The 19,186-nt window shown below is 68.6% G+C and carries 22 protein-coding genes; 8 read left to right on the top strand and 14 right to left on the bottom strand.

The genetic code is table 11. The features are described from left to right. From I0K15_RS11530 to I0K15_RS11520, 3 genes are all read right to left on the bottom strand, one after another. Positions 1 to 834 carry a fumarylacetoacetate hydrolase family protein gene (locus I0K15_RS11530; RefSeq protein ID WP_196101671.1) on the bottom strand — a complete coding sequence of 278 codons (834 nt, stop codon included), beginning with the start codon at positions 832 to 834 and terminating at the stop codon, positions 1 to 3. 54 nt (positions 835 to 888) lie between these two features. Further along, positions 889 to 2,259, bottom strand: coding sequence for a glutamate--cysteine ligase (locus tag I0K15_RS11525; RefSeq protein WP_196101670.1), 1,371 nt, complete (start codon positions 2,257 to 2,259; stop codon positions 889 to 891). A 113-nt stretch (positions 2,260 to 2,372) separates the two neighbouring features. Continuing rightward, positions 2,373 to 2,912, bottom strand: coding sequence for a hypothetical protein (locus I0K15_RS11520; RefSeq protein WP_196101669.1), 540 nt, complete (start codon positions 2,910 to 2,912; stop codon positions 2,373 to 2,375). Positions 2,913 to 3,057: 145 nt separating this feature from the next. On the opposite strand from I0K15_RS11520, the gene I0K15_RS11515 reads away from it, so the two are divergent. After that, positions 3,058 to 3,528, top strand: a complete 471-nt coding sequence (locus tag I0K15_RS11515) for a DUF302 domain-containing protein (RefSeq protein ID WP_196101668.1) — start codon at positions 3,058 to 3,060, stop codon at positions 3,526 to 3,528. Here the strand turns inward: I0K15_RS11515 and I0K15_RS11510 are convergent. Next, complete coding sequence (locus tag I0K15_RS11510) at positions 3,518 to 3,946, bottom strand: nuclear transport factor 2 family protein (RefSeq protein ID WP_196101667.1); 429 nt, start codon at positions 3,944 to 3,946, stop codon at positions 3,518 to 3,520. The two genes, I0K15_RS11515 and I0K15_RS11510, sit on opposite strands and share 11 nt — an antisense overlap. Positions 3,947 to 4,003: 57 nt before the next feature. Next, positions 4,004 to 4,735 carry a 16S rRNA (uracil(1498)-N(3))-methyltransferase gene (locus I0K15_RS11505; RefSeq protein ID WP_196101666.1) on the bottom strand — a complete coding sequence of 244 codons (732 nt, stop codon included), beginning with the start codon at positions 4,733 to 4,735 and terminating at the stop codon, positions 4,004 to 4,006. Between the two features lie 134 nt (positions 4,736 to 4,869). Between I0K15_RS11505 and ubiA the strand changes: the two genes are divergently transcribed. From ubiA to I0K15_RS11490, 3 genes are read left to right on the top strand one after another with little or no spacing between them, the layout of a single operon-like run. Then, entirely contained in the window at positions 4,870 to 5,838 is a 969-nt protein-coding gene (ubiA, locus tag I0K15_RS11500; protein WP_196101665.1) for a 4-hydroxybenzoate octaprenyltransferase, read from the top strand. A 27-nt stretch (positions 5,839 to 5,865) separates the two neighbouring features. Continuing rightward, positions 5,866 to 8,205, top strand: coding sequence for an OmpA family protein (locus tag I0K15_RS11495; protein ID WP_230374095.1), 2,340 nt, complete (start codon positions 5,866 to 5,868; stop codon positions 8,203 to 8,205). Continuing rightward, positions 8,202 to 8,537: a hypothetical protein gene (locus I0K15_RS11490; RefSeq protein ID WP_196101663.1), complete on the top strand. Its 336-nt coding sequence runs from the start codon at positions 8,202 to 8,204 to the stop codon at positions 8,535 to 8,537. The genes I0K15_RS11495 and I0K15_RS11490 overlap by 4 nt, the downstream gene beginning before the upstream one ends. Positions 8,538 to 8,577: 40 nt before the next feature. Here the strand turns inward: I0K15_RS11490 and I0K15_RS11485 are convergent, their stop codons facing one another. From I0K15_RS11485 to I0K15_RS11445, 9 genes are all read right to left on the bottom strand, one after another. Further along, positions 8,578 to 9,378, bottom strand: coding sequence for an O-methyltransferase (locus I0K15_RS11485; RefSeq protein WP_196101662.1), 801 nt, complete (start codon positions 9,376 to 9,378; stop codon positions 8,578 to 8,580). A 190-nt stretch (positions 9,379 to 9,568) separates the two neighbouring features. Next, positions 9,569 to 10,018, bottom strand: coding sequence for a molybdenum cofactor biosynthesis protein MoaE (locus I0K15_RS11480; RefSeq protein ID WP_196101661.1), 450 nt, complete (start codon positions 10,016 to 10,018; stop codon positions 9,569 to 9,571). A gap of 1 nt (position 10,019) precedes the next feature. Next, positions 10,020 to 10,265: a molybdopterin converting factor subunit 1 gene (gene moaD, locus I0K15_RS11475; RefSeq protein WP_196101660.1), complete on the bottom strand. Its 246-nt coding sequence runs from the start codon at positions 10,263 to 10,265 to the stop codon at positions 10,020 to 10,022. Beyond that, entirely contained in the window at positions 10,262 to 10,921 is a 660-nt protein-coding gene (pgsA, locus tag I0K15_RS11470) for a CDP-diacylglycerol--glycerol-3-phosphate 3-phosphatidyltransferase (protein ID WP_196101659.1), read from the bottom strand. The genes moaD and pgsA overlap by 4 nt, the downstream gene beginning before the upstream one ends. A gap of 487 nt (positions 10,922 to 11,408) precedes the next feature. After that, the gene (uvrC, locus tag I0K15_RS11465; protein WP_196101658.1) at positions 11,409 to 13,316 is read right to left on the bottom strand and encodes an excinuclease ABC subunit UvrC; all 1,908 of its coding nucleotides are present in this window, start codon (positions 13,314 to 13,316) and stop codon (positions 11,409 to 11,411) included. Between the two features lie 300 nt (positions 13,317 to 13,616). Beyond that, complete coding sequence (locus I0K15_RS11460; protein ID WP_196101657.1) at positions 13,617 to 14,387, bottom strand: SDR family oxidoreductase; 771 nt, start codon at positions 14,385 to 14,387, stop codon at positions 13,617 to 13,619. A gap of 1 nt (position 14,388) precedes the next feature. Beyond that, the gene (locus tag I0K15_RS11455) at positions 14,389 to 15,351 is read right to left on the bottom strand and encodes a calcium/sodium antiporter (RefSeq protein WP_196101656.1); all 963 of its coding nucleotides are present in this window, start codon (positions 15,349 to 15,351) and stop codon (positions 14,389 to 14,391) included. A gap of 76 nt (positions 15,352 to 15,427) precedes the next feature. After that, on the bottom strand, positions 15,428 to 15,577 hold the full coding sequence (locus I0K15_RS11450; RefSeq protein ID WP_196101655.1) for a hypothetical protein: 150 nt from the start codon (positions 15,575 to 15,577) through the stop codon (positions 15,428 to 15,430). Beyond that, the gene (locus tag I0K15_RS11445) at positions 15,578 to 16,381 is read right to left on the bottom strand and encodes a S49 family peptidase (protein ID WP_422394014.1); all 804 of its coding nucleotides are present in this window, start codon (positions 16,379 to 16,381) and stop codon (positions 15,578 to 15,580) included. Positions 16,382 to 16,490: 109 nt separating this feature from the next. Here I0K15_RS11445 and I0K15_RS11440 point away from each other — a divergent pair, with 109 nt between their 5' ends. From I0K15_RS11440 to I0K15_RS11425, 4 genes are read left to right on the top strand one after another with little or no spacing between them, the layout of a single operon-like run. Beyond that, positions 16,491 to 16,709, top strand: a complete 219-nt coding sequence (locus I0K15_RS11440) for a YdcH family protein (RefSeq protein WP_196101653.1) — start codon at positions 16,491 to 16,493, stop codon at positions 16,707 to 16,709. Positions 16,710 to 16,760: 51 nt separating this feature from the next. Further along, positions 16,761 to 17,246, top strand: coding sequence for a 5-(carboxyamino)imidazole ribonucleotide mutase (purE, locus tag I0K15_RS11435; RefSeq protein ID WP_196101652.1), 486 nt, complete (start codon positions 16,761 to 16,763; stop codon positions 17,244 to 17,246). Continuing rightward, a complete protein-coding gene (locus tag I0K15_RS11430) occupies positions 17,239 to 18,288 on the top strand; it encodes a 5-(carboxyamino)imidazole ribonucleotide synthase (RefSeq protein WP_196101651.1) in 1,050 nt (349 codons plus the stop codon). Before purE ends, I0K15_RS11430 begins: the two co-directional genes overlap by 8 nt. Then, entirely contained in the window at positions 18,285 to 18,719 is a 435-nt protein-coding gene (locus I0K15_RS11425) for an NUDIX domain-containing protein (RefSeq protein ID WP_196101650.1), read from the top strand. The genes I0K15_RS11430 and I0K15_RS11425 overlap by 4 nt, the downstream gene beginning before the upstream one ends. The last annotated feature ends 467 nt before the right edge of the window (positions 18,720 to 19,186 follow it).

The following is a 19,186-nucleotide window of genomic DNA, read 5'->3' as shown; positions in this document are numbered from 1 at the left end:
TCAGTCCACCCGAACGACCTGCCGCTGACGGCCGAGGCCCGCGACCTCCAGCTCCATCACGTCGCCATCGCGCAGGAAGCGTTGCGGCGACGCACCCATGCCCACCCCCTCCGGCGTGCCGGTGGCAATGACATCGCCGGGCAGCAGCACCGCATGGCGGCTGAGATGCGCGATGATCTCGGCAACGGTGAAGATCATGTCGGAGGTGTTGGAGGACTGCCGAACCTCCCCGTTCAGGCGCAGCGTGAGATCGAGCTCCTGCGGATCGGCGACCTCATCGACCACCAGCCAGGGCCCGATCGGGCCGAAGCCCGGTCCCGACTTCCCCTTGATCCACTGGCCCGTGCCCTCGATCTGCCAGGCCCGTTCGGAGATGTCGTTGATCGTGCAATACCCGGCCACGTGGTCGAGCGCCTCGGCCTCGTTCACCTGCCAGGTCCGCCGCCCGATGACGACGCCAAGCTCGACCTCCCAATCCGCCTTCTGCGCCGAGGCGGGCAGGACCAGCTCATCTTCAGGCCCCGCCAGCGCCGAGGCCGCCTTGGAAAACACGATGGGCTCCGCAGGCGGCGTCGCGCCGGACTCCGCCGCATGGGCCGCGTAGTTCAGCCCGATGCACCAGAAGGTCGGCACGCCCAGCACGCACGGCCCGACCCGCTCGCCCTCCACCAGCGGCAGGCTCTCCACATCGACACCGCGCACCGCATCCAGGCCCCCGGCCAGAAACGCCGCATCGACCCGCTCCACGATCCCCGACAGGTCGCGCACCCGGCCTGCACTATCCAGTACTGCCGCCCGCTCCGCACCCGGCGCCCCGACATTCATCAGCTTCATGGATGTTCCACCTTGTCGAAATATCCCCGCCGGAGGCCGGCCGGACGCCTGCGATCAGTAGCTGTACTCGGCATAGATGCGCGACAGATCCCCCTGCCACTCGCCGCCATAGCGCGCAATCAGCTCGTCCGCCGGCGTCTCGCCGCGGGCGACGATGTCGTGCAGCGCGTCGAGGAAATGGGTCTCGTCCGGGATCAGCCCGCCCGCCCCCTGCCGCGCGCGCGCGATCAGGCCGGCCCGCGCGATCTCCAGCACCTGCAACGCCAGGTCGCGCACCGTCCCGCCGCGGAAGGCGCCCTTCAGCCCCTCCTGCGCCGCGGCGAGCCGCAGGCCCTCGCGCTCCTCCTCCGTCCAGTCGCGGCAGAGGTCCCACGCGGCGTCGAGCGCCGTCCGGTCGTAGAGCAGCCCGACCCACAGCGCCGGCAGCGCGCAGAGCCGCCGCCAGGAGCCGCCATCGGCGCCCCGCATCTCCATGAACCTTTTGATCCGCGCCTCGGGAAAGATCGTGGTGAGGTGATCGGCCCAGTCGCTGAGCGTCGGCACCTCGCCTGGCAGGCCCGGCAGCTTCCCGTCGAGGAAATCGCGAAAGCTCTGGCCCAGCGCGTCCACGTACTGCCCGTCGCGGTAGACGAAATACATCGGCACATCGAGCGCGTAGTCCACATACCGCTCGAACCCCATCCCGTCCTCGAAGACGAAGGGCAGCCCGCCGGTCCGCGTCGCATCGAGATCCTGCCAGATTCGCTGCCGCCAGCTCTGCCAGCCGTTGAGCTCGCCCTCCCAGAACGGCGAGTTCGCGAACAGTGCCGTCGCGATCGGCTGCAGCGCGATCGCGACGCGGAACTTCTGCACCATGTCGGCTTCGGAGGCGAAGTCGAGGTTCACCTGCACCGTGCAGGTCCGCCGCATCATCCACGTCCCCGTGGTGCCGACCTTGCCCATGTAGCGGTCCATCAGCGCGTACCGCCCCTTGGGCATCAGCGGCATGTCGTCGTGGGTCCAGTCCGGTGCCGCGCCCAGCCCGATGAAGCCCACGCCGATCTCGTCGGCGATGGCCTTCACCTGGGCGAGATGGGTGTTCACCTCATCGCAGGTCTGGTGGATCGTCTCCAGCGGCGCGCCAGAGAGTTCGAGTTGCCCGCCCGGCTCCAAGGAGATGTTGGCCCCGTTCTTCTGCAACCCGATGAGCTTGCCGCCCTCGCGCACCGGCGCCCAGTCGAAGCGGGAGCACAGGCCCGACAGCATCGCGTGGATCGAGCGGTCACCCTCGTAGGGCAGCGGCTTGTGCGTCTCCAGGCAGTATCCGAACTTCTCGTGCTCGGTGCCGATGCGCCAGTCCTCGGCCGGCTTGCAGCCCGCCTCCAGGTAACCGGCGAGCTGGTCGCGATGCTCGATCGGGCCACCGCCCGACTGGGGGATCGACATGGGCGCGGGCTCCTTCGACATCGCATCCGGCCTTCCCGACTAGCGGGCCGTTTCCGGCTTGGCAACAAGAGGTGCTGAAACTGAGCGTTTCTGCCCGTTTGTCCAATGGCGCGTCAGCGGCGCGATTGCTGACGTGGCGGCAGCGCGGATCCGGCGCGCGGCGGACGCCCGTCCGATTCGGGCCAGAGCACATGCGTCCCGCTCGGCGCCTCACCCTCCAGAAGGCGCGTGGCCCGCGCCATGGGAAAGCCCGGAAGGCTCGCGAACACGTCGAAGAGCTGGTCCGCCCCTTCGGCCGCCGCGGGCACGATCAGCTCCTGCCCGCCGCCACGCAGGGTCCAGTGCGCACCGGTGGGGTAGGTCATCAGCTCCACCAGCTCCAGCTCCCCCAGCTCGAAGAAGCCGCCGGTTTCCGGTCCGAAATAGCCGACCCTCCGCTCGTCGAGCAGCACGACGCCGCTGCGATGCGACTGGCGGACGAAGCGCATCCGCAGCATCGCGCCGCGCAGCAGCAGGGCCGCCACGATCATCACGATCCCGCCGAACACGGCCAGCAGCCATCCACCCTGAAGGGAGGTCCAAAGTCCGAACAGGAAGACGCCCAGCATGACAAGCGCTTCGCCGTTGCGGATGATCCAGTCTTTTCCCGACATGTCCTAAGCCCCCGAAGACACGCAGCGGCGCCATAGTCGCCCCCCCGCGGCGCTATCGCAAGTCCCCACCATGTCGTGATCCTGCGTGATGCCGCCCGCTGGTAGCCTGCGCTGCGTCAAATCCCGGTCCGCGGAGGCTTCCCCGATGCTGCGCACGCTCCTCACCATCCTCGCCCTGCTGCCCGGTCTCGCGACCGCACAGGCCCTGACAGAGCGTCCGGGCTGGGCCGTCCACCCGACCGACAAGCCCTACGAGCAGCTCGTCGAAGATACGCGCGCCGCCGTCACCGCGAACGGCTTCGGCGTCGTCACGCAGGCCGGCCCGACCGGAGCGGCCGCGGCCCGCGGCATCACGATCCCCGGCAACCGGGTGATCGGCGTCTTCAACAACGACTACGCGGTCCGCATCCTCGCCCTCTCCACCGCCGCGATGATCGAGGCGCCGATCCGCCTCTACGTGACCGAGAACGCGGACGGCACCGCGACGCTCAGCTACAAGACGCCGAGCCTCGTCTTCGCCCCGTACATGGAGGAGGCGGGCGAAGAGCTCGAAGCCATCGCCGCCGATCTCGACACCCGCTTCGCCACCATCGCCGAGGCTGCGGTCAGTCGCTGACCCGCGCGGCCGCCACGGCGAAGGTGTTCTCATAGAACTGCCCGCCCGCGATGCGCCCGTCCCGCATGTCGAACCGCGCCATCCAGTCGCTGTCCGCGACGTAGCCGGTCTCCCGATGCTTGAACCGAAAGTGCCCCTCCACGAGCACCCGGTCGCCCGCGTCGTGGAACCAGTCGGGGCGGAAGTCGATCACCTCGAACTCGCCGAAAAGCTGACCCGTGAGCTCCATGTACCCCGCCTTCCCGTCGTGCCGATGCCCGGCCCAGGGAATGCCGGTGCGCAGCTCGTCATTGTCGCGCGAGCCCACGACCCAGGTGAAATCCTCCGTCGCGAGCTCGCGAAAGGCGGTGTCGAAATCGCCCGCATATTGCAGCTCGAAGAACCGGGCGACGGTCTCGGTGGGGGAGAGGTCGGGCATGGCGCGCTCCTGTGATTGCTGTCCCATCAGATCGGCACGCCACAGCCTTGCGGCAAGTCAGCGCCAGTCGCCGAGCGCCGCCTGCCAGAGCGTGAGCGCCGCCACCGCCGCCGTATCCGCCCGCAGGATCCGCGGCCCGAGCGTCACGCTCACCGCCTGCGGCATCGCCCGGATCCGCTCCGCCTCCTCCGGCGCGAAGCCGCCCTCCGGCCCGATCAGGATCGCCCAGGGCCCCTGGCCGGCATCGCGCAACGCGGCGAGCCCGGTCTCCGCCACCATGGTCTCGTCACAGAACATCAGCCGCCGGTCCTCGGGCCAGTCGCCCAGCACCCGGTCGAGCGGCGCGGCCGCGTCGAGCTCCGGCACAAAGGTCCCACCGCACTGCTCGGCGGCCTCGATGCAATGGGCGCGCAGCTTGTCGGGCCGCACGCGCTCGGAATTCGTGTAGCGGGTGAAGACCGGCCGGATGCGCCGCACCCCCATCTCCGTCGCCTTCTCCACGATGAAATCGGTGCGGGCCTTCTTGATCGGCGCGAACAGCAGCCAGACATCGGGCGGCATCGCCTGCACCCGCTCCTGCGCCACCACATCCAGCAGCACGGCCCGCTTGCCCGCCTCCACGATCTCCGCCCGCCAGCCGCCGGAGGCTCCGTCGAATAGCTCCACCGCCTCGCCGGCCCCCAGCCGCAGCACGTTGACGAGGTAGTGCGCCTGCGCCCCCTCGATCCGCACCGACTGCCCGGCGGCCAGCGGCCCGTCAACGAAGAGCCTCGTCCGAATGTCGCCCATGCGCACCTCCTGCCCGCCCGTCCTAGAGCGCGGGCCGCACAGCGTCAAAACGCCATCCCTTCCAGCTTTTCCAAATATCCCCGCCGGAGGCATCCGCCGGTGCAAAGTGCGGCCCGATCTGCCATATCAGACGCATGACCGATCCGACGCTCCACACCGACGGCCGCGTGGCCGACGCCACCGACGCCAACTGGGTGGACCGCTACGCCCCGGCGGCGACCCGGCCCTACCTGCGCCTGTCCCGCGCCGACCGCCCGGCGGGCACGTGGCTCCTCCTGCTGCCCTGCTGGTGGGGCCTCGCGCTCGCGGTGGCGACGACCGGCGGCTGGACGCCCTACACGGTCTGGCTCGCCATCGCCTGTGCGCTTGGCGCCTTCCTGATGCGCGGCGCAGGCTGCACGTGGAACGACCTCACCGATCAGGACTTCGACGCGCAGGTCGCGCGCACCCGCTCGCGCCCGCTGCCCTCGGGCCAGGTCACGGCAGGGCAGGCGCGGGCCTGGATGATCGTGCAGGCGCTCGCCGCCTTCGCCATCCTGCTCACATTCCCGCACGCGGCGATCCTGCTCGGCGTGCTCTCGCTCGCCCTCGTCGCGGTCTACCCCTTCGCCAAGCGCTTCACCTGGTGGCCGCAGGTCTTCCTCGGCCTCGCCTTCAACTGGGGGGCGCTGCTCCTCTGGGTCGCCGTGACCGGGTCGCTGAGCCCCGCGCCCATCGCGCTCTACGCCGCTGGGATCGCGTGGACGCTCTTCTACGACACGATCTACGCGCACCAGGACAAGGAGGACGACGCGCTGATCGGCGTCCGCTCCACCGCGCGCCTCTTTGGCGAGCGCACGCCGCGCTGGCTACTCCTGTTTCTCGTCAGCACCGTCACGCTCGCTGCCCTCGCGGTGATCCTCGCGCTGATCTCAGGCCCGCAGGTCCCGCTGCTGGTGGCCCTCGCGGGGGTCTGGGGCATGGGGCTGCACCTCAACTGGCAGATGCGGCGGCTCGACATCGACGATCCGCTCGTGTGCATGCATCTCTTCCGCTCGAACCGCGACGCGGGCCTAATCCTTTCGGTGATGCTGGCCCTCGCGGCCTGGCTGGCGGCCGCATGATCCTAGGTTGGGTTGCAGCCGGAAGGCGTGCCCCATAGACAGGATGCAACCGACCCGACGGAGACCGTCCGCGTGCGCATCGTCGCCTACCTCTTCCTTGCCATCGCCATCGGCCTGAGCGCCTTCGCCGCCTTCAAGACCGCCGGGGTCCTCGCCGATCGGATCGAGGAGCGCAATGCCCGCATCGCCACCGCGGCCCTCGTCGCCGCCGGGCAGAACTGGGCCGAGATCGAGGCCGACGGCACTCGCATCTCGCTCAGCGGCACCGCGCCCGGTGAGGGCGCCCGTTTCCGCGCTATCGACGTCGTGCGCAGCATCTATGACGAAGACAATGTCGAGGAGAGCATCGTCCTCGCCGATGCCGAGGACCTGCCGCCCGAGCCGGTGCGCATCGAGCTCCTGCTCACGCCCGACCAGGTCACCGCCCTCGGCACGCGGCCCGTGATGCTGGAGGGCCGTCTCTCCGAACAGCTCGCCACGCTCGCCCGCCCGACCATGGACCTGACCCGCCCGGTCGACACGGTGGTGGACGTGGACTGGGACAGCGCGCTGCCCTTCCTCGCCACCCTCTCCGACCAGATCACGACAGGCCGCGTGACGCTCGAGGACGGCACCGTGCATGTCGAGGCGGCGCTGCCGGACGACGCGAGCCGCGCCGACCTGCGCAGCTTTGCCCGGAGCGAGGTGCCGCCGGGCCTGGGCCTCGACCTCTCGCTCACCTCGCCCCGCACGATCCTGTCGCCCTATCCCTTCGTGGTGGAGACGGACGCGGAGGGCGGCGTGCTGCGGGATTGCGCCGCCGCCACCGCCGACGATGCCGCGCAGATCGAACGGGCGCTGGCAGAGGTCGGCGTCGCCGATCCCGACTGCGCCATCGCCCTCGGCGCTCCGGATGCCGCCTGGCCCGACGCGGTGCTCGCGGCCCTCGCCACGGCGCTCACCCTGCCCGAGGCCGAGCTCACCGTGCACGACTGGACCGTCGAGCTCCTCGTCAGTGCCAGCCTGCCGGTGGAGGATCGCCTGAACCTCGCCGAGGACCTCGCCGCCGCCTTGCCTGAGGGCTACGAGGCGCGCGTCGTCCAGCCCGCCACGCTCGGCTCCCAGATCACCCCGCGCGCGGCCGTTCCGCCCAGCCCGCTCGTGCTGACGCTGACCACCGAGACGCTCGACCTCTCCGGTGCGGTGGCAAGCACCGGCGGGCCGGAGGCGGTGACCGCCTATGCGCGCACCGCCTTTTCCGACCGTGACCTCACAAGCAATCTGGAATCGGAGCGCATCGGGCAGAGCACCCCGGTCGCCACTGCGATTGCGGCACTCGACTCGCTCTCCCTGCTCAACACCGGCGACGCCCGGATCGTCGGCGACCGCCTGCAGCTCAGCGGCACCGGCCTCGGCGAGGATCTGCCCGAGCGGATCGAGGCGCTGTTGGAGGGGCTGCTCCCCGACATGCTGCTCGACCTTGAGATCGAAGGCCTGCCGATCCCCGAAACCCCGGTTGTGGAGGGCGACACCACCCTTGATGCCGAGACCTGCTTCGACCGCCTGGCCGAGGCCCAGGAGGAGGCGCCCATCGGCTTCTCTCCCGCCAGCGCGACCCTGACCCTCGCCAGTGCGGCGACGATCGACACGATCGCCGGGATCCTGCGCGAATGCCCCGATGTGCGGTTCGAGATCGGCGGCCACACCGACAACCAGGGCGGGGAGGAGCTGAACCGCCAGATATCCGAGGCGCGCGCCAACTCAGTGCTCGACGCCCTGCTCGCCCGCGGCGTCTTCCTCGACCGGATGACCGCCATCGGCTACGGCGAGTCGCTGCCCGTCGCCAGCAACGAGACGGAGGAGGGCCGCGCCCGCAACCGCCGCATCGAGTTCACCGTGCTGGAAATCGCCGATGCCGAAGGGGAGGACGGCACCGACCCCGATGACGTGGCCGAGGGCGAGGCGAACAGCGAAGCCACCGAAGACGAGCCCGCTGCGGAAGCCGAAGGCACTCCGGACGCCGACGTGCAATCCGCCGGAACCCCGACGGAAGACACCGCCGACACCCCGCGCACCGACGAGGCGATCATAGCCGAGGATGCGCAGGCCGAAGGGCCCTTCGTCGCCCCCGACGACGCCTCGCGCCCCCGCAGCCGCCCCGTGATCGAGGCCGCGGCGGAGGAAGAGACGGAAGCGGAGGCCGAAACCGCTCCCGCCGAGGAAGCCGAGCCCGAACCGGCCGACGATACCGAGACGGCGCCGAGCGACACCGCGCCCGAAGACGAGGCCGCGGATGCCCCGGCCGACGATGCTGAAACAGAAGACGCGGCAGCGGACGACGCCGATACCACCCCCGCCGCCGATGACCAGCAGGAGACCTCCCAGTGACCCGAGCCGAACTCGTGACCGTCATCACCCTCGCCCTGCTGGTGGCCGTGCTACTCGGCTGGATCCTCCGCTGGGCCTTCGGCAGCATCCGCCGGGTGCGCGGCGGCGGCGTCGAAACGGTGGAGGAGATGGCCGCCCGCCTCAACGCGGCAGAGGAAGCGCAGGCGACCCTCGCCGCCCAGCTCGCGGCAACCGACCAGTCGCTGCGCAGCCAGCTCCGCGGCAAGGAGGCCGAGCTCGAAGCCGCCATGGACGGCCTGCGCCAGGCACGGCAGCACTCCGCCGAATGGCAGGCCGCCTACGAAGCATTGAAGGAAGGGGAAGCGCGGTAGATCGGCGAAACGGCCCCGCCCGAAGGCAGGGCCGCCCGTTTCAGATCTTTTCCTTGAGCACGCGCACCATCGGGCGCGGCAGGACCGTGTGACCGATGCGCGCGAGGCGGGCGCGCAGCGGCAGAATCTTCAGGGAGGACCGCGTGAAGACGAGCGAGCGGTAGCACTCCAGGATGTCGTCCTGCGGCACGTCGGAGAACTTCGCCGGGTTCTTCTGCCCGATCCAGGTGTTTCCGAAATAGGTCTGTCCCTCGGTGAGCAGGCCGTGCCGTTCGAACAGCTTGTGGAGGTGGTGCGCGATCAGGTGCTTCTGGTCGATGCGCACGTCATGCGCCAGCACACCGCGCCGGCGGATCTTGGCCCGCGTCTCGGCCTTGACGTCATCCAGGATGACGCCGCCACCGTCGACGAGCCGGTCGTAGAAGAGCTTGAAGTCCCGGTCGAGGCGACCGTCCGCATCCAGCAGCATCACGCCGAAACGGATGTCCGCGGGGATCTTTTCGGCGGCCGAAACGGCGTCGCCGACGATAAACTCGACATAATCTTCGAGCCCGAAATGCGCGATGTTGCGCCGGATGATGGTTTCGTTCTGCTCAAGCCCGCCGAAGCGGTCGCGCGAGCCGCCCATGATCCGGTCGATCGTGTAGACCTTGCCGACACGGCCGCTGTCGCGCAGACCCATGGCGAGGCTGATCGCGCCCGCGCCGTGGCCCGTTCCGACCTCTACCATGTGTGGAAGCGGAGAGTCACGTCCGACCCGGTAGATCTCCTCATAGACCTCCGGCTCCATCATTCCGTTGCACAGCCGCTTGACCGTCTTGCCGTCGAAAACCGTAGCCAACACTGCTCTACGTGCCCCCTATTCCAGCTCACCTCACCCCGACGCTTGAATCGGGTATGGAAAGTCATTCAGAAACAGCGGCTTGCGGCCACGCTGGCTCAATCCGCCTTTGCAGTATACTAAAATTTGGCTGGATGGTGGAAACTTTTACGCGCTTTTTTGCACGTGCACACACGCCAAGGTTGAACAATTAGCGAGTGTACCAGCGGGTTTCCGCCTGTTTGTCCGCTTCGCGCGCATCGACCCACTTCGCGCCTGCGGGACCGACCTCGCGCTTCCAGAAGGGGGCGCGGGTCTTGAGGTAGTCCATGATGAACTCCGCCGCCTCGAAGGCCGCGGCCCGGTGGGGCGAGGCGGTGAGCACCAGCACGATCCGCGCGCCGGGTGCCAGCGGCCCGTAGCGATGGATGATCGTCACACCCTGCAGCGGCCAGCGCCCGCGTGCCTCCGCCTCGATCGCCTCCAGCGCCTGCTCGGTGACGCCGGGCCAGTGCTCCAGCTCCATCTCCGTAATCTCGCCGGCGCCGGAGCGGACAAGGCCGGTGAAGCTCGCCACCGCGCCGATATCCGGGTTGCCCGCGGTCAGCGCGTCCATCTCGGCCCCAATGTCGAAATCGGGCTCCTGCACGCGCACCGCCATCTCAGCCCCCCGTCATCGGCGGGAAGAAGGCAACCTCGCGCACGCCCGCCAGCGGCGCATCGAGCGTCGTCATCTCCTGATCGACAGCGACCCGTACCGCGGCGAGGTCGGAGAAGGCGAGCGCATAGCGATCCTCCCGCCCGCGCAGTTCCTCCACCAGTTCGGCGACGGTGGCGGCGGAGGTCTCGACCTCCTCGCGCGGCACGCCGATCCGCTCGCGCAGCCAGGCGAAATAGAGAACCCTCATGCCCGTTCCTCCAGATACGGCATCGCCTTGCGGAAATAGTCCCAGCCGGACAATACAGTGAGCGCCGCCGCGATCCAGAGGAGCAGCAGGCCGAGTGCAAGGGCGGCGTTCTGCAGCACGAAGGCCCGCGCGACACCCACCGTATCCGCCGCATCGCCCCGCAGGATCGCGTCATGCTCCGCCGGGTCGAGCGTGAAGCGCAGCGCCTCGTATTGCGCGGTCAACGCACCGGCCGCCAGCAGCACTGCGACCGCCACCATCTGCACCGTCGTCTTCCACTTCGCGATGCGGGTGACGTCGAGCTTCACGGCGCCGAGATATTCCCGCAGGCCCGACACCAGCACCTCCCGCAACAGGATGAACGCCGCCGGGATCACGAAGAGCACGTTGAGCCCCATCAGCGCGAAGAGCACGCCGAGCGCGATCACTACCATCGCCTTGTCCGCGATCGGGTCGAGCATCTTGCCGAAGGGCGAACCCTGATCGAATTTCCGCGCGATCCACCCGTCGATGAAGTCGGTGAGCGCCGCGCCCACGAACAGCGCCAGCGCCACCCAGTCGGCCAGCGGCCGCGGCAGGATCAGGAAGACGATGGCGATCATCGGGGCCGCGAGAACCCGCAGAACGGTCAGGATGTTGGGGATGGTCCAGCGCATGCCCCTGATCTAACGCGCACACCCGCGGAGCGATAGGGGGCGGAGGAAAAAGCGGTGGATGACACCGTCCCGGCCGAAGAGCCGGGACCGTTAAGTGATGGCGCATGACGTGGCCAAAGACCCCGGATCAAGCCCGGGGTGGTATCGCCTCGATAGAACCTCCCGCCCGGCTGACAAGCCGGGCCGCGCCCGACCTCCCCCCGGAGGGCGCGTTGGTGATGTCTCATGTCAAACGAGCAACATGGATGCTTGAGAGCGCGGGCCTATCAATCCTGCTCCGCGAGCGCCTTCCAGGTCGGGCGCGGCCCTCAGCGCTTCGTATCCCCGTCATGGTCCGGCTCGACCGGACCATCTCGTCGAAGCTAGAGATCCTCGGGTCAAGCCCGAGGATGACGCTCATCAAAGGGCCGTCCAACACGCCCGCTCACCCGGGGCTCCGCCCGTTCGGCGCTGAAAACGCTCCACTGGAGCGTTTTCCGTGCGCGCCTCACCCATCCACATTGAAATAACCGTAGATCTGCTCAGCGAGGCTGTCGGAGATGCCCTCGACCGCCTTGAGGTCCTCCACCCCGGCGCGCGTCACCGCCTTGGCCGAGCCAAAGTGGGCCAGCAGCGCCCGTTTCCGCGACGCGCCCACGCCCGGCACCTCGTCGAGCGGCGTGGCCGTCGTCGCCTTCGCCCGCTTCGCTCGGTGCGTGCCGATTGCAAACCGGTGCGCCTCATCGCGCAGGCGTTGGGTGAAGTAGAGGACCGGATCGCGGAAGGGCAGGGCCTTGGGCGGCATCCCGTCGCGATAGAACACCTCCTTGCCCGCGTCGCGCTCCGTCCCCTTGGCCACGCCGATGATCGTCACGTCCTCCACGCCGAGCTCGGCCAGCGCGCCCTCCGCAGCACTCACCTGACCCGGTCCGCCGTCGATCAGCACGAGGTCCGGCCATTGGTCCGACTGCCGGTCCGGATCCTCCTTCATCAGGCGGGAGAAGCGGCGGTCCAGCACCTCCTTCATCATCCCGAAATCGTCGCCCGGCGTGATCTTGTCGCCCTTGATGTTGAACTTGCGGTAGCTCGACTTCAGCCAGCCCTCCGGCCCCGCCACGATCATCGCGCCGACCGCATGGGCGCCCTGGATATGCGAGTTGTCGTAGACCTCGATCCGCTGCGGCGGCCCGTCGAGGTCGAAGGCATCGGCCAGCCCGTCGAGCAGCTTTGCCTGCGTCGCCGTCTCGCTCATCCGGCGGCCGAGGCTCTCGCGCGCGTTCTTCATCGCCTGATCGACCAGCATCCGCTTCTCGCCCCGCTGCGGCACGCCGATCACCACCTTGCGGCCGAGCTTCGTGCTGAGCGCCTCGCGCATCAGGTCGGCATTCTCGATCTCATGGCTCATCAGGATGAGGCGCGCCGGCTCCTTGTTGCCATAGAACTGGCCCATGAAGCTTTCGAGGATCTCCGCCGCACTCTCCGCCCCACCGGTGCGGGGGAAGTAGGCGCGGTTGCCCCAGTTCTGGTGCGCGCGGAAGAAGAAGACCTGCACGCAGGCCTGCCCGTCCTGCTCATGCAGCGCGATCACGTCGGCCTCGGCCACGGTCTCGGGGTTGATGCCCTGCACCGACTGCACGTTGGTCATGGCGCGGATACGATCGCGCAGCGCCGCGGCCCGCTCGAACTCCATGTTGGCGGACGCCTCGGCCATTTCCTTTGCCAGTTGCCCCTGCACCTTGGTGGAGCGGCCCTGCAGGTACTTCACCGCATCCTCGACCAGCTCCTTGTAGCCCTCCTCACTGATCTTCCCGACGCAGGGCGCGGAGCACCGCTTGATCTGGTAGAGCAGGCAGGGCCGCGTCCGGCTGTCGAACATCGAATCCGAGCAGTTGCGCAGCAGGAAGGCCTTCTGAAGCGTGTTGAGCGTCCGGTTCACCGAGCCGGCACTCGCGAACGGCCCGAAATACCGTCCCTCCCGGTTCTTCGCGCCGCGGTGCTTGGCGATCTGCGGGAAGGCGTGGTCGTCCGTCACCAGGATGTTGGGGAAGCTCTTGTCGTCGCGCAGCAGCACGTTGTAGCGCGGCTTGAGCTGCTTGATGAGGTTCTGCTCCAAGAGCAGCGCCTCGGTCTCCGTCTCCGTCCGCAGGAACATCATCGAGGCGGTGGCGGAGATCATGCGCCCGATCCGCGCCGACTGTCCGCTCAGCTTCGTGTAGTTCGCCACGCGCTTGCGCAGGGAGCGGGCCTTGCCGACGTAGAGCACCTCGCCCTTCGCATCGAGCATGCGGTAGACGCCGGGCGCGTCGGGCAGGGTCTTCACATGGTTGCGGATGACTTCCGCGCCGGTCTGCAGCCGGTCGCGCTCCGCGTCCGCGCGGCCTTCCTCGTCGAAGCTGTGTTGGTTGTTGTGCGCCATGCTCTCGATTCTCGCGATTCCCCCGCTGGCTGCAATGCGGCCCCCTCCCGTTCAACCCAAAACCTGTCCACCATTTCTGTGGATAAGTCTGAGGGAAAGTTTCAGGCGCCCGCGTCGGCCCCTTCTATACAAGGCCTGTGTTCGGTTTGCCTATTTTTTAGGCAATATGTCAACCATTTGATATTGCAAGGAATTTTTCTTCACGTTTATTAATTTGTTGGAATCCCAACGAGATTCTTAACAGAGCCGTGACGGATTCGTGTCGCGTGGACAATTCGCGCTGTGCGAATCGCAACGACCCTATTCCACGCCCAGAACATCGGGCGTTTCCCAGGCGAGATGCTGCCCGCCATCCATACACATGAGTTGCCCCGTAAAACCATCGATCGACAGGATGAAGCGCAGCGCCGCGACGATCTCGCCGGGGTCGGAGCCGCGTTCAAGGATCGTCGCCGCGCGCTGCGCGGACCAGTGCGCGTCGCTCTGCCGCGCGCCCTGCATCGTCGGCCCGGGACCGATCCCGTTCACCCGGATATGCGGCGCGAGACCCTGCGCCGCGGTCTGGGTCAGCGTCCACAGCGCCGACTTCGCCAGCGTGTAGGTCATGAACTGCGGCGTCAGCTTGCGCACCCGCATGTCCACCATGTTGACCACGGCGGCCTGCGCCACCGGCTCGCCTTTCCCGTCGCGCTTCGCCCGCGGCGCCTGTGCGGCGAAAGCCTGGATCAGTTGGAAGGGCGCGCGCAGGTTGGAACCGACATGCCGGTCCCAGCTCTCCATCGTAGCGCTCTCGATCGTGTCGTGCTCGAAGATCGAGGCGTTGTTGATCAGCAGCGTCAGCGGCCCGCCCAGCGCCTCTGCCGCCCGGTCGACGAGCCCCCCCGTCGCCTCCCGCGACAGCAGGTCCGCGCCGACCGCCACGCCGCCGACCTTCTCAGCCAGTTCGTCGGCCGCATCGGCGCTGGAGTTGTAGTGGACCGCGACCTGCCAGCCATCCTCAGCCAGCGCCTCGACCATGGCGCGGCCCAGCCGCTGCGCCCCGCCGGTGACCAGAGCCCGTCCCGCCTCCATCTCACATCCCTCCGTTCGTCACGAGGTGGTAGATATAGCCCACGTAGAGGAAGACGAAGAACACGCCCCAGGCCCGCGTCACGTTGAGCCAGCGCAGCACGAAGGGCAGCAGGATCAGCGCCGTGGCCAGCATCACCCACAGGTCGTAGGTCAGGAACCCCTCGGGCACCGGCAGCGGGCCGAAGAAGCTCGCCACGCCCATGATGGCCAGCAGGTTGAAGAGGTTGGAGCCGATCACGTTGCCCAGCACCACGTCCGCCTGCCGCCGCAGCGTCGCCATGATCGTGGTCGCAAGCTCCGGCAGCGAGGTGCCCACGGCGACAAGCGTCAGGCCGATCACCGCATCCGACACGCCGAGCGTCACGGCGATGTTGCGCGCGCCCTCGATCAGCAGGTTCGCGCCCAGCGGAAGACCGGCGAGGCCGATCAGCAGGAACACCGTCACCTTCAGCCCCGGCATGTCGGGATCGGCATCCTCGAGCTCGGCGAGCTCGTCCTCCGGCTCCACCCCCGCCACACGCGCGGCCTGGGCGGAGCGGTAGGCGTCGATCAGCACACCGGCCAGCAGCGCCAGCATGATCAGCCCGTCGATCGGCCCCAGCGGCCCCATGGCGCACAGCGCGATGAAGACCAGGGAGGCCACGATCATCTGCGTGAAGCTGCGCCGCGTATCGCAGCTCTTGGTGTGGATCGTCGCCAGCAGCGCCGGCACCCCGATCACCAGGAGCACGTTCGCGATGTTGGAGCCGACGACATTGCCGTAGGCGATGCCCGGCGCGTTGTCCAAGGCCGCCTTGATCGCGATCAGCAGTTCCGGCGCCGAGGTGCCGAAGGCGACGATAGTCAGGCTCACCACCAGCGCGGGCACGCCGATCTTCAGCGACAGCGCCACGGCACCGCGCACCAGAAGGTCACCGGCGATGACCAGCAACACGAGCCCACCGGCCGCCATGAGAAGGTTCATGCGGTTTCCTCTGCCCAGCGCGGCCTCGCGCGGTTGCTCGGATATAGGGTGCGGGGGAGGGGCAGCAAAGTGGCGCTCATCGCGTCACTCCGCACGGGCAGCTTCCGCCGATCACGTGGCCGCCGCACTTGCGGCATCGCCGCTTGCGGCCGCCTGCGCGCAGCTTGCCGAACATGCCCATCACCGCCATGAAGACGAGGAAGAGAAAGATGATCTTGAGGATCATTCAGAGCCCCCACCGGGCCCAGAGCGCACGCTCCTCCAGCGCCGCCGCGATGTCGCCGACACCGGGCGCGCCGAGGCGGGCGAGCAGCGGGCGGCGCGGGGCCGCGACGCGGAACCGGACCTTGTCGCCGAAGATCTCCTTCATCTTCGGCACCAGGTGGCCGATGCCGTCGATCAGCCCGACCTCCTGCGCCCGGCGGCCGACCCAGATCTCCCCGGTGAACAGGTCCTTGTCCGCGAGCTTCGCACCGCGGCGGCTCGTCACCTGCTCCTTGAAGTTCTCGTGGATGTCCGATTGCAGCGCCTTGAGGCGAACGACGTCCTCCTCCCGCTCCGGCCGGAAGGGGTCGAGCATCGACTTGTCCTCGCCCGCCGTGTGCACCCGCCGCTCCACGCCGTAGCGGGATAGCAGCTCGTGAAAGCCGAAGCTGGCGGAGATCACCCCGATCGAGCCAAGGATGGAGTTCGCATCGGCGAAGATCTCGTCGCCCGCGGTGGCCAGCCAGTAGCCGCCCGACGCCGCCACGTCCTCGCAAAAGGCGTAGACCGGCACCTCCTTCTCCTCCGCCAGCCGTCGGATGCGCGCGGCGATCAGCGCGGACTGCGCGGGCGAGCCGCCCGGCGAGTTGATGGAGAGGGCGACCGCCGCCAACCCCTTGGTGGCGAAGGCCCGTTCGATCAGCGGCGCCGTCGCGCTGTCCGACAGCGCGGAGCGGCCCAACCCGCCGGAGGCCGCGATGACCCCATGCAGGCGGATGACGGCGACAACGGGTTTCCGGCTGCGGCCGGGCAGGAGGCGCGAAATATCCATGCGCCCGCATCTAGGCGTCGCCGCGCGGAAGGGCAACCGGCGGAAGATGAGGGCTATTTCCCCCGTGCCAATTTTGCAAAGATGTCGCACAGGAGGGCCGGACATGGACGACATCGGCAAGCTCGACCATACCGAAGTGCTCCGGGTGAAGCTCGAGGGCCTGATGCGCGAGCACCGCGATCTGGACGAGGCGATCACGGCGCTGGACGAGAAGGGCCGCGCCGACGTTCTGACGATCCGGCGGCTGAAAAAGCAGAAACTGGCGCTCAAGGACCAGATCGCGCGGATCGAGGACGAGCTCTACCCCGACATCATCGCTTGAGTTCGCCGCCGCCCTGACTAGGGTGCGGCCTCAACTTGAGCGGAGGGTCGCATGGCGCCACGGGTCGGGATCATCATGGGCAGCCAGTCCGACTGGCCGACGATGAAACATGCGGCGGACGTCCTGGACGAGCTCGACGTGGCCTACGAGGCGAAGATCGTCTCCGCCCACCGCACGCCGGACCGGCTCTGGGACTACGGGCGCACCGCGTTGGAGCGCGGCCTGCACGTCATCATCGCGGGCGCCGGCGGGGCCGCGCATCTGCCCGGCATGATGGCCTCCAAGACCCGCGTGCCGGTGATCGGCGTCCCGGTGCAGACCAAGGCGCTGAGCGGCGTCGACAGCCTCTATTCCATCGTGCAGATGCCCAGGGGCTTCCCGGTCGCGACCATGGCGATCGGCGCGGCGGGTGCCGCGAATGCCGGGCTGATGGCCGCCGGGATTTTGGCCGTGTCGGACGAGGTGCTCGGCGCGCGCCTTGACGCCTGGCGCGCGGCGCTTTCCGCCTCCATCCCCGACGAGCCCTCCGATGCCTGAGCCCCTCGCGCCGGGCGCGGTGATCGGCATCCTCGGCGGTGGACAGCTCGGCCGGATGCTGGCCCTCGCGGCTGCGCCGCTCGGGTACCGAGTACACGTCTACGAACCGGGGGCCGAATGCCCCGCCAGGGAGGTCGCGGCGCGCTGCTGGACCGCCCCCTATGATGACGAGGACATGTTACAGGAATTCGCACGGAGCTGCGATGTTGTAACATATGAATTCGAGAACGTGCCGACCGCCGCCCTCGACCTGATCGAGGCGATCGTCCCGATCCGCCCGGGCCGCCGCGCCCTCGCCGTGAGCCAGGACCGTCTCGAAGAGAAACGCTTTCTCGAAGGGCTCGGACTGCGCGTCGCCCCCTTTGCCGAGGTGAATGACGCCGCCGATCTGGAGGTCGCCGTCGCCCGCCTCGGCACCCCCTCGATCCTGAAGACCCGCCGCTTCGGCTATGACGGCAAGGGGCAGGTGCGCATCACAGGCGACCTGCCGCCCGTCGAGGCGCCGAGCGTGCTGGAGGGCTTCGTCGAGTTCTCCGCCGAGGTCTCGGTGATCGGCGCGCGCGGGCTCGACAGCCAGGTGGTCTGCTTCGATCCGGGCGAGAACGTGCACGAGGGCGGGATCCTCGCGACGACCACCGTCCCTGCCCGACTGCCGCGCAGCCTGCAGACCGACGCGGTGCTGATCGCGGGCAAGATCCTGAACGCGCTCGATTATGTCGGCGTGATGGGGGTCGAGCTCTTCGTCACGCGCGACGGGCTGGTGGTCAACGAGGTCGCGCCGCGGGTCCATAATTCCGGCCACTGGACGCAGGATGCCTGCCTCACCGACCAGTTCGCGCAGCATATCCGGGCGGTGGCGGGCCTGCCGCTCGGCGACGGGCAGCGGCACTCGGATGCGGTGATGGAGAACCTGATCGGCACCATCGGCGAACCGCGGGCGGTGCTCGCCGAGCCCAACGCGGCGTTGCACCTCTACGGCAAGGCCGAGGCGCGACCGGGTCGGAAGATGGGGCACATCAACCGGATCAGGCAACGCGGATGAGCGGCCCGCGCCTCGCGGTGCGCGCGGTGATCGTGCGCGAGGGGCGGCTGCTCCTGGTCAACGCCTATCCCGGCAACCGCTCCCGCCTGTGTTGCGCCCCCGGCGGCGGCGTCGAGAAGCATCAGAGCGTGCACGACAATCTCATCCGCGAGGTGCGTGAGGAGACGGGGCTGGAGATCGTGCCGGGGCGGTTGCTGGCGGTCTCCGAATTCCACGATCCGCCCCGCGGGTTCCACCAGGTCGAGCTGTTCTACCGGGCCGAGGCGGTCGGCGAGGTGACGCTCGACGATCCGGAGGGCGTGGTGAACCGGCATGTCTGGGCGACGGAGGCGGAGATGGCCGGGCTCCACGTGAAGCCCGATGTGCTGCGCCGGATCGCGTTTGCGGAGGGCGAGGTGCTGCACGACCCGTTGGAGACGATCGTGGAGTGATGCGGTCGACTTGAGGTGCGAACGGGTGGTGCGCCTTGTGGGCTTACTGGCGGGCGGCCCGCAAATGGCGTCATCCCCGGGCTTGACCCGAGGATCTCCGGTTTCGAGGAGATGGTCCGGTCGAGCCGGACCATGACGCTCTTCGAATTGACGAGGGCCGCGACCGGTCTGGAGGGCGCTTGCGAGGGGGTTTTGATGGGTCCAAGCCCTCAATCATCTAGCTCGGCCATTCGATGAGCGACATCGCCAACGCGTCCTACGGGGGGGAGGGTGAACGCCGTCTCGGAAACACTCCAGCGGAGCGTTTGAGGCGTGAACGGGCGGAGCCCGGGGCGGGCGCGGCCCGGCTTATCAGCCGTGCAGAGGGGCGTCTTCGGAGCGCTGTTGTTCCTGGTCTCAGGTGGAATAGCAGACCGGACGGCCCCGGCTCGGGGGCCGGGGCGGTAGCACGAGGCGGGGTCGTCCCG

The sequence above is a fragment of the Pontivivens ytuae genome (assembly GCF_015679265.1).
In the GTDB taxonomy this organism is placed as follows: Bacteria; Pseudomonadota; Alphaproteobacteria; order Rhodobacterales; family Rhodobacteraceae; genus Pontivivens; species Pontivivens ytuae.
The sequence above is the reverse complement of the archived record's forward strand: the minus strand, read 5'-3'. Positions and strand labels throughout refer to the sequence as shown.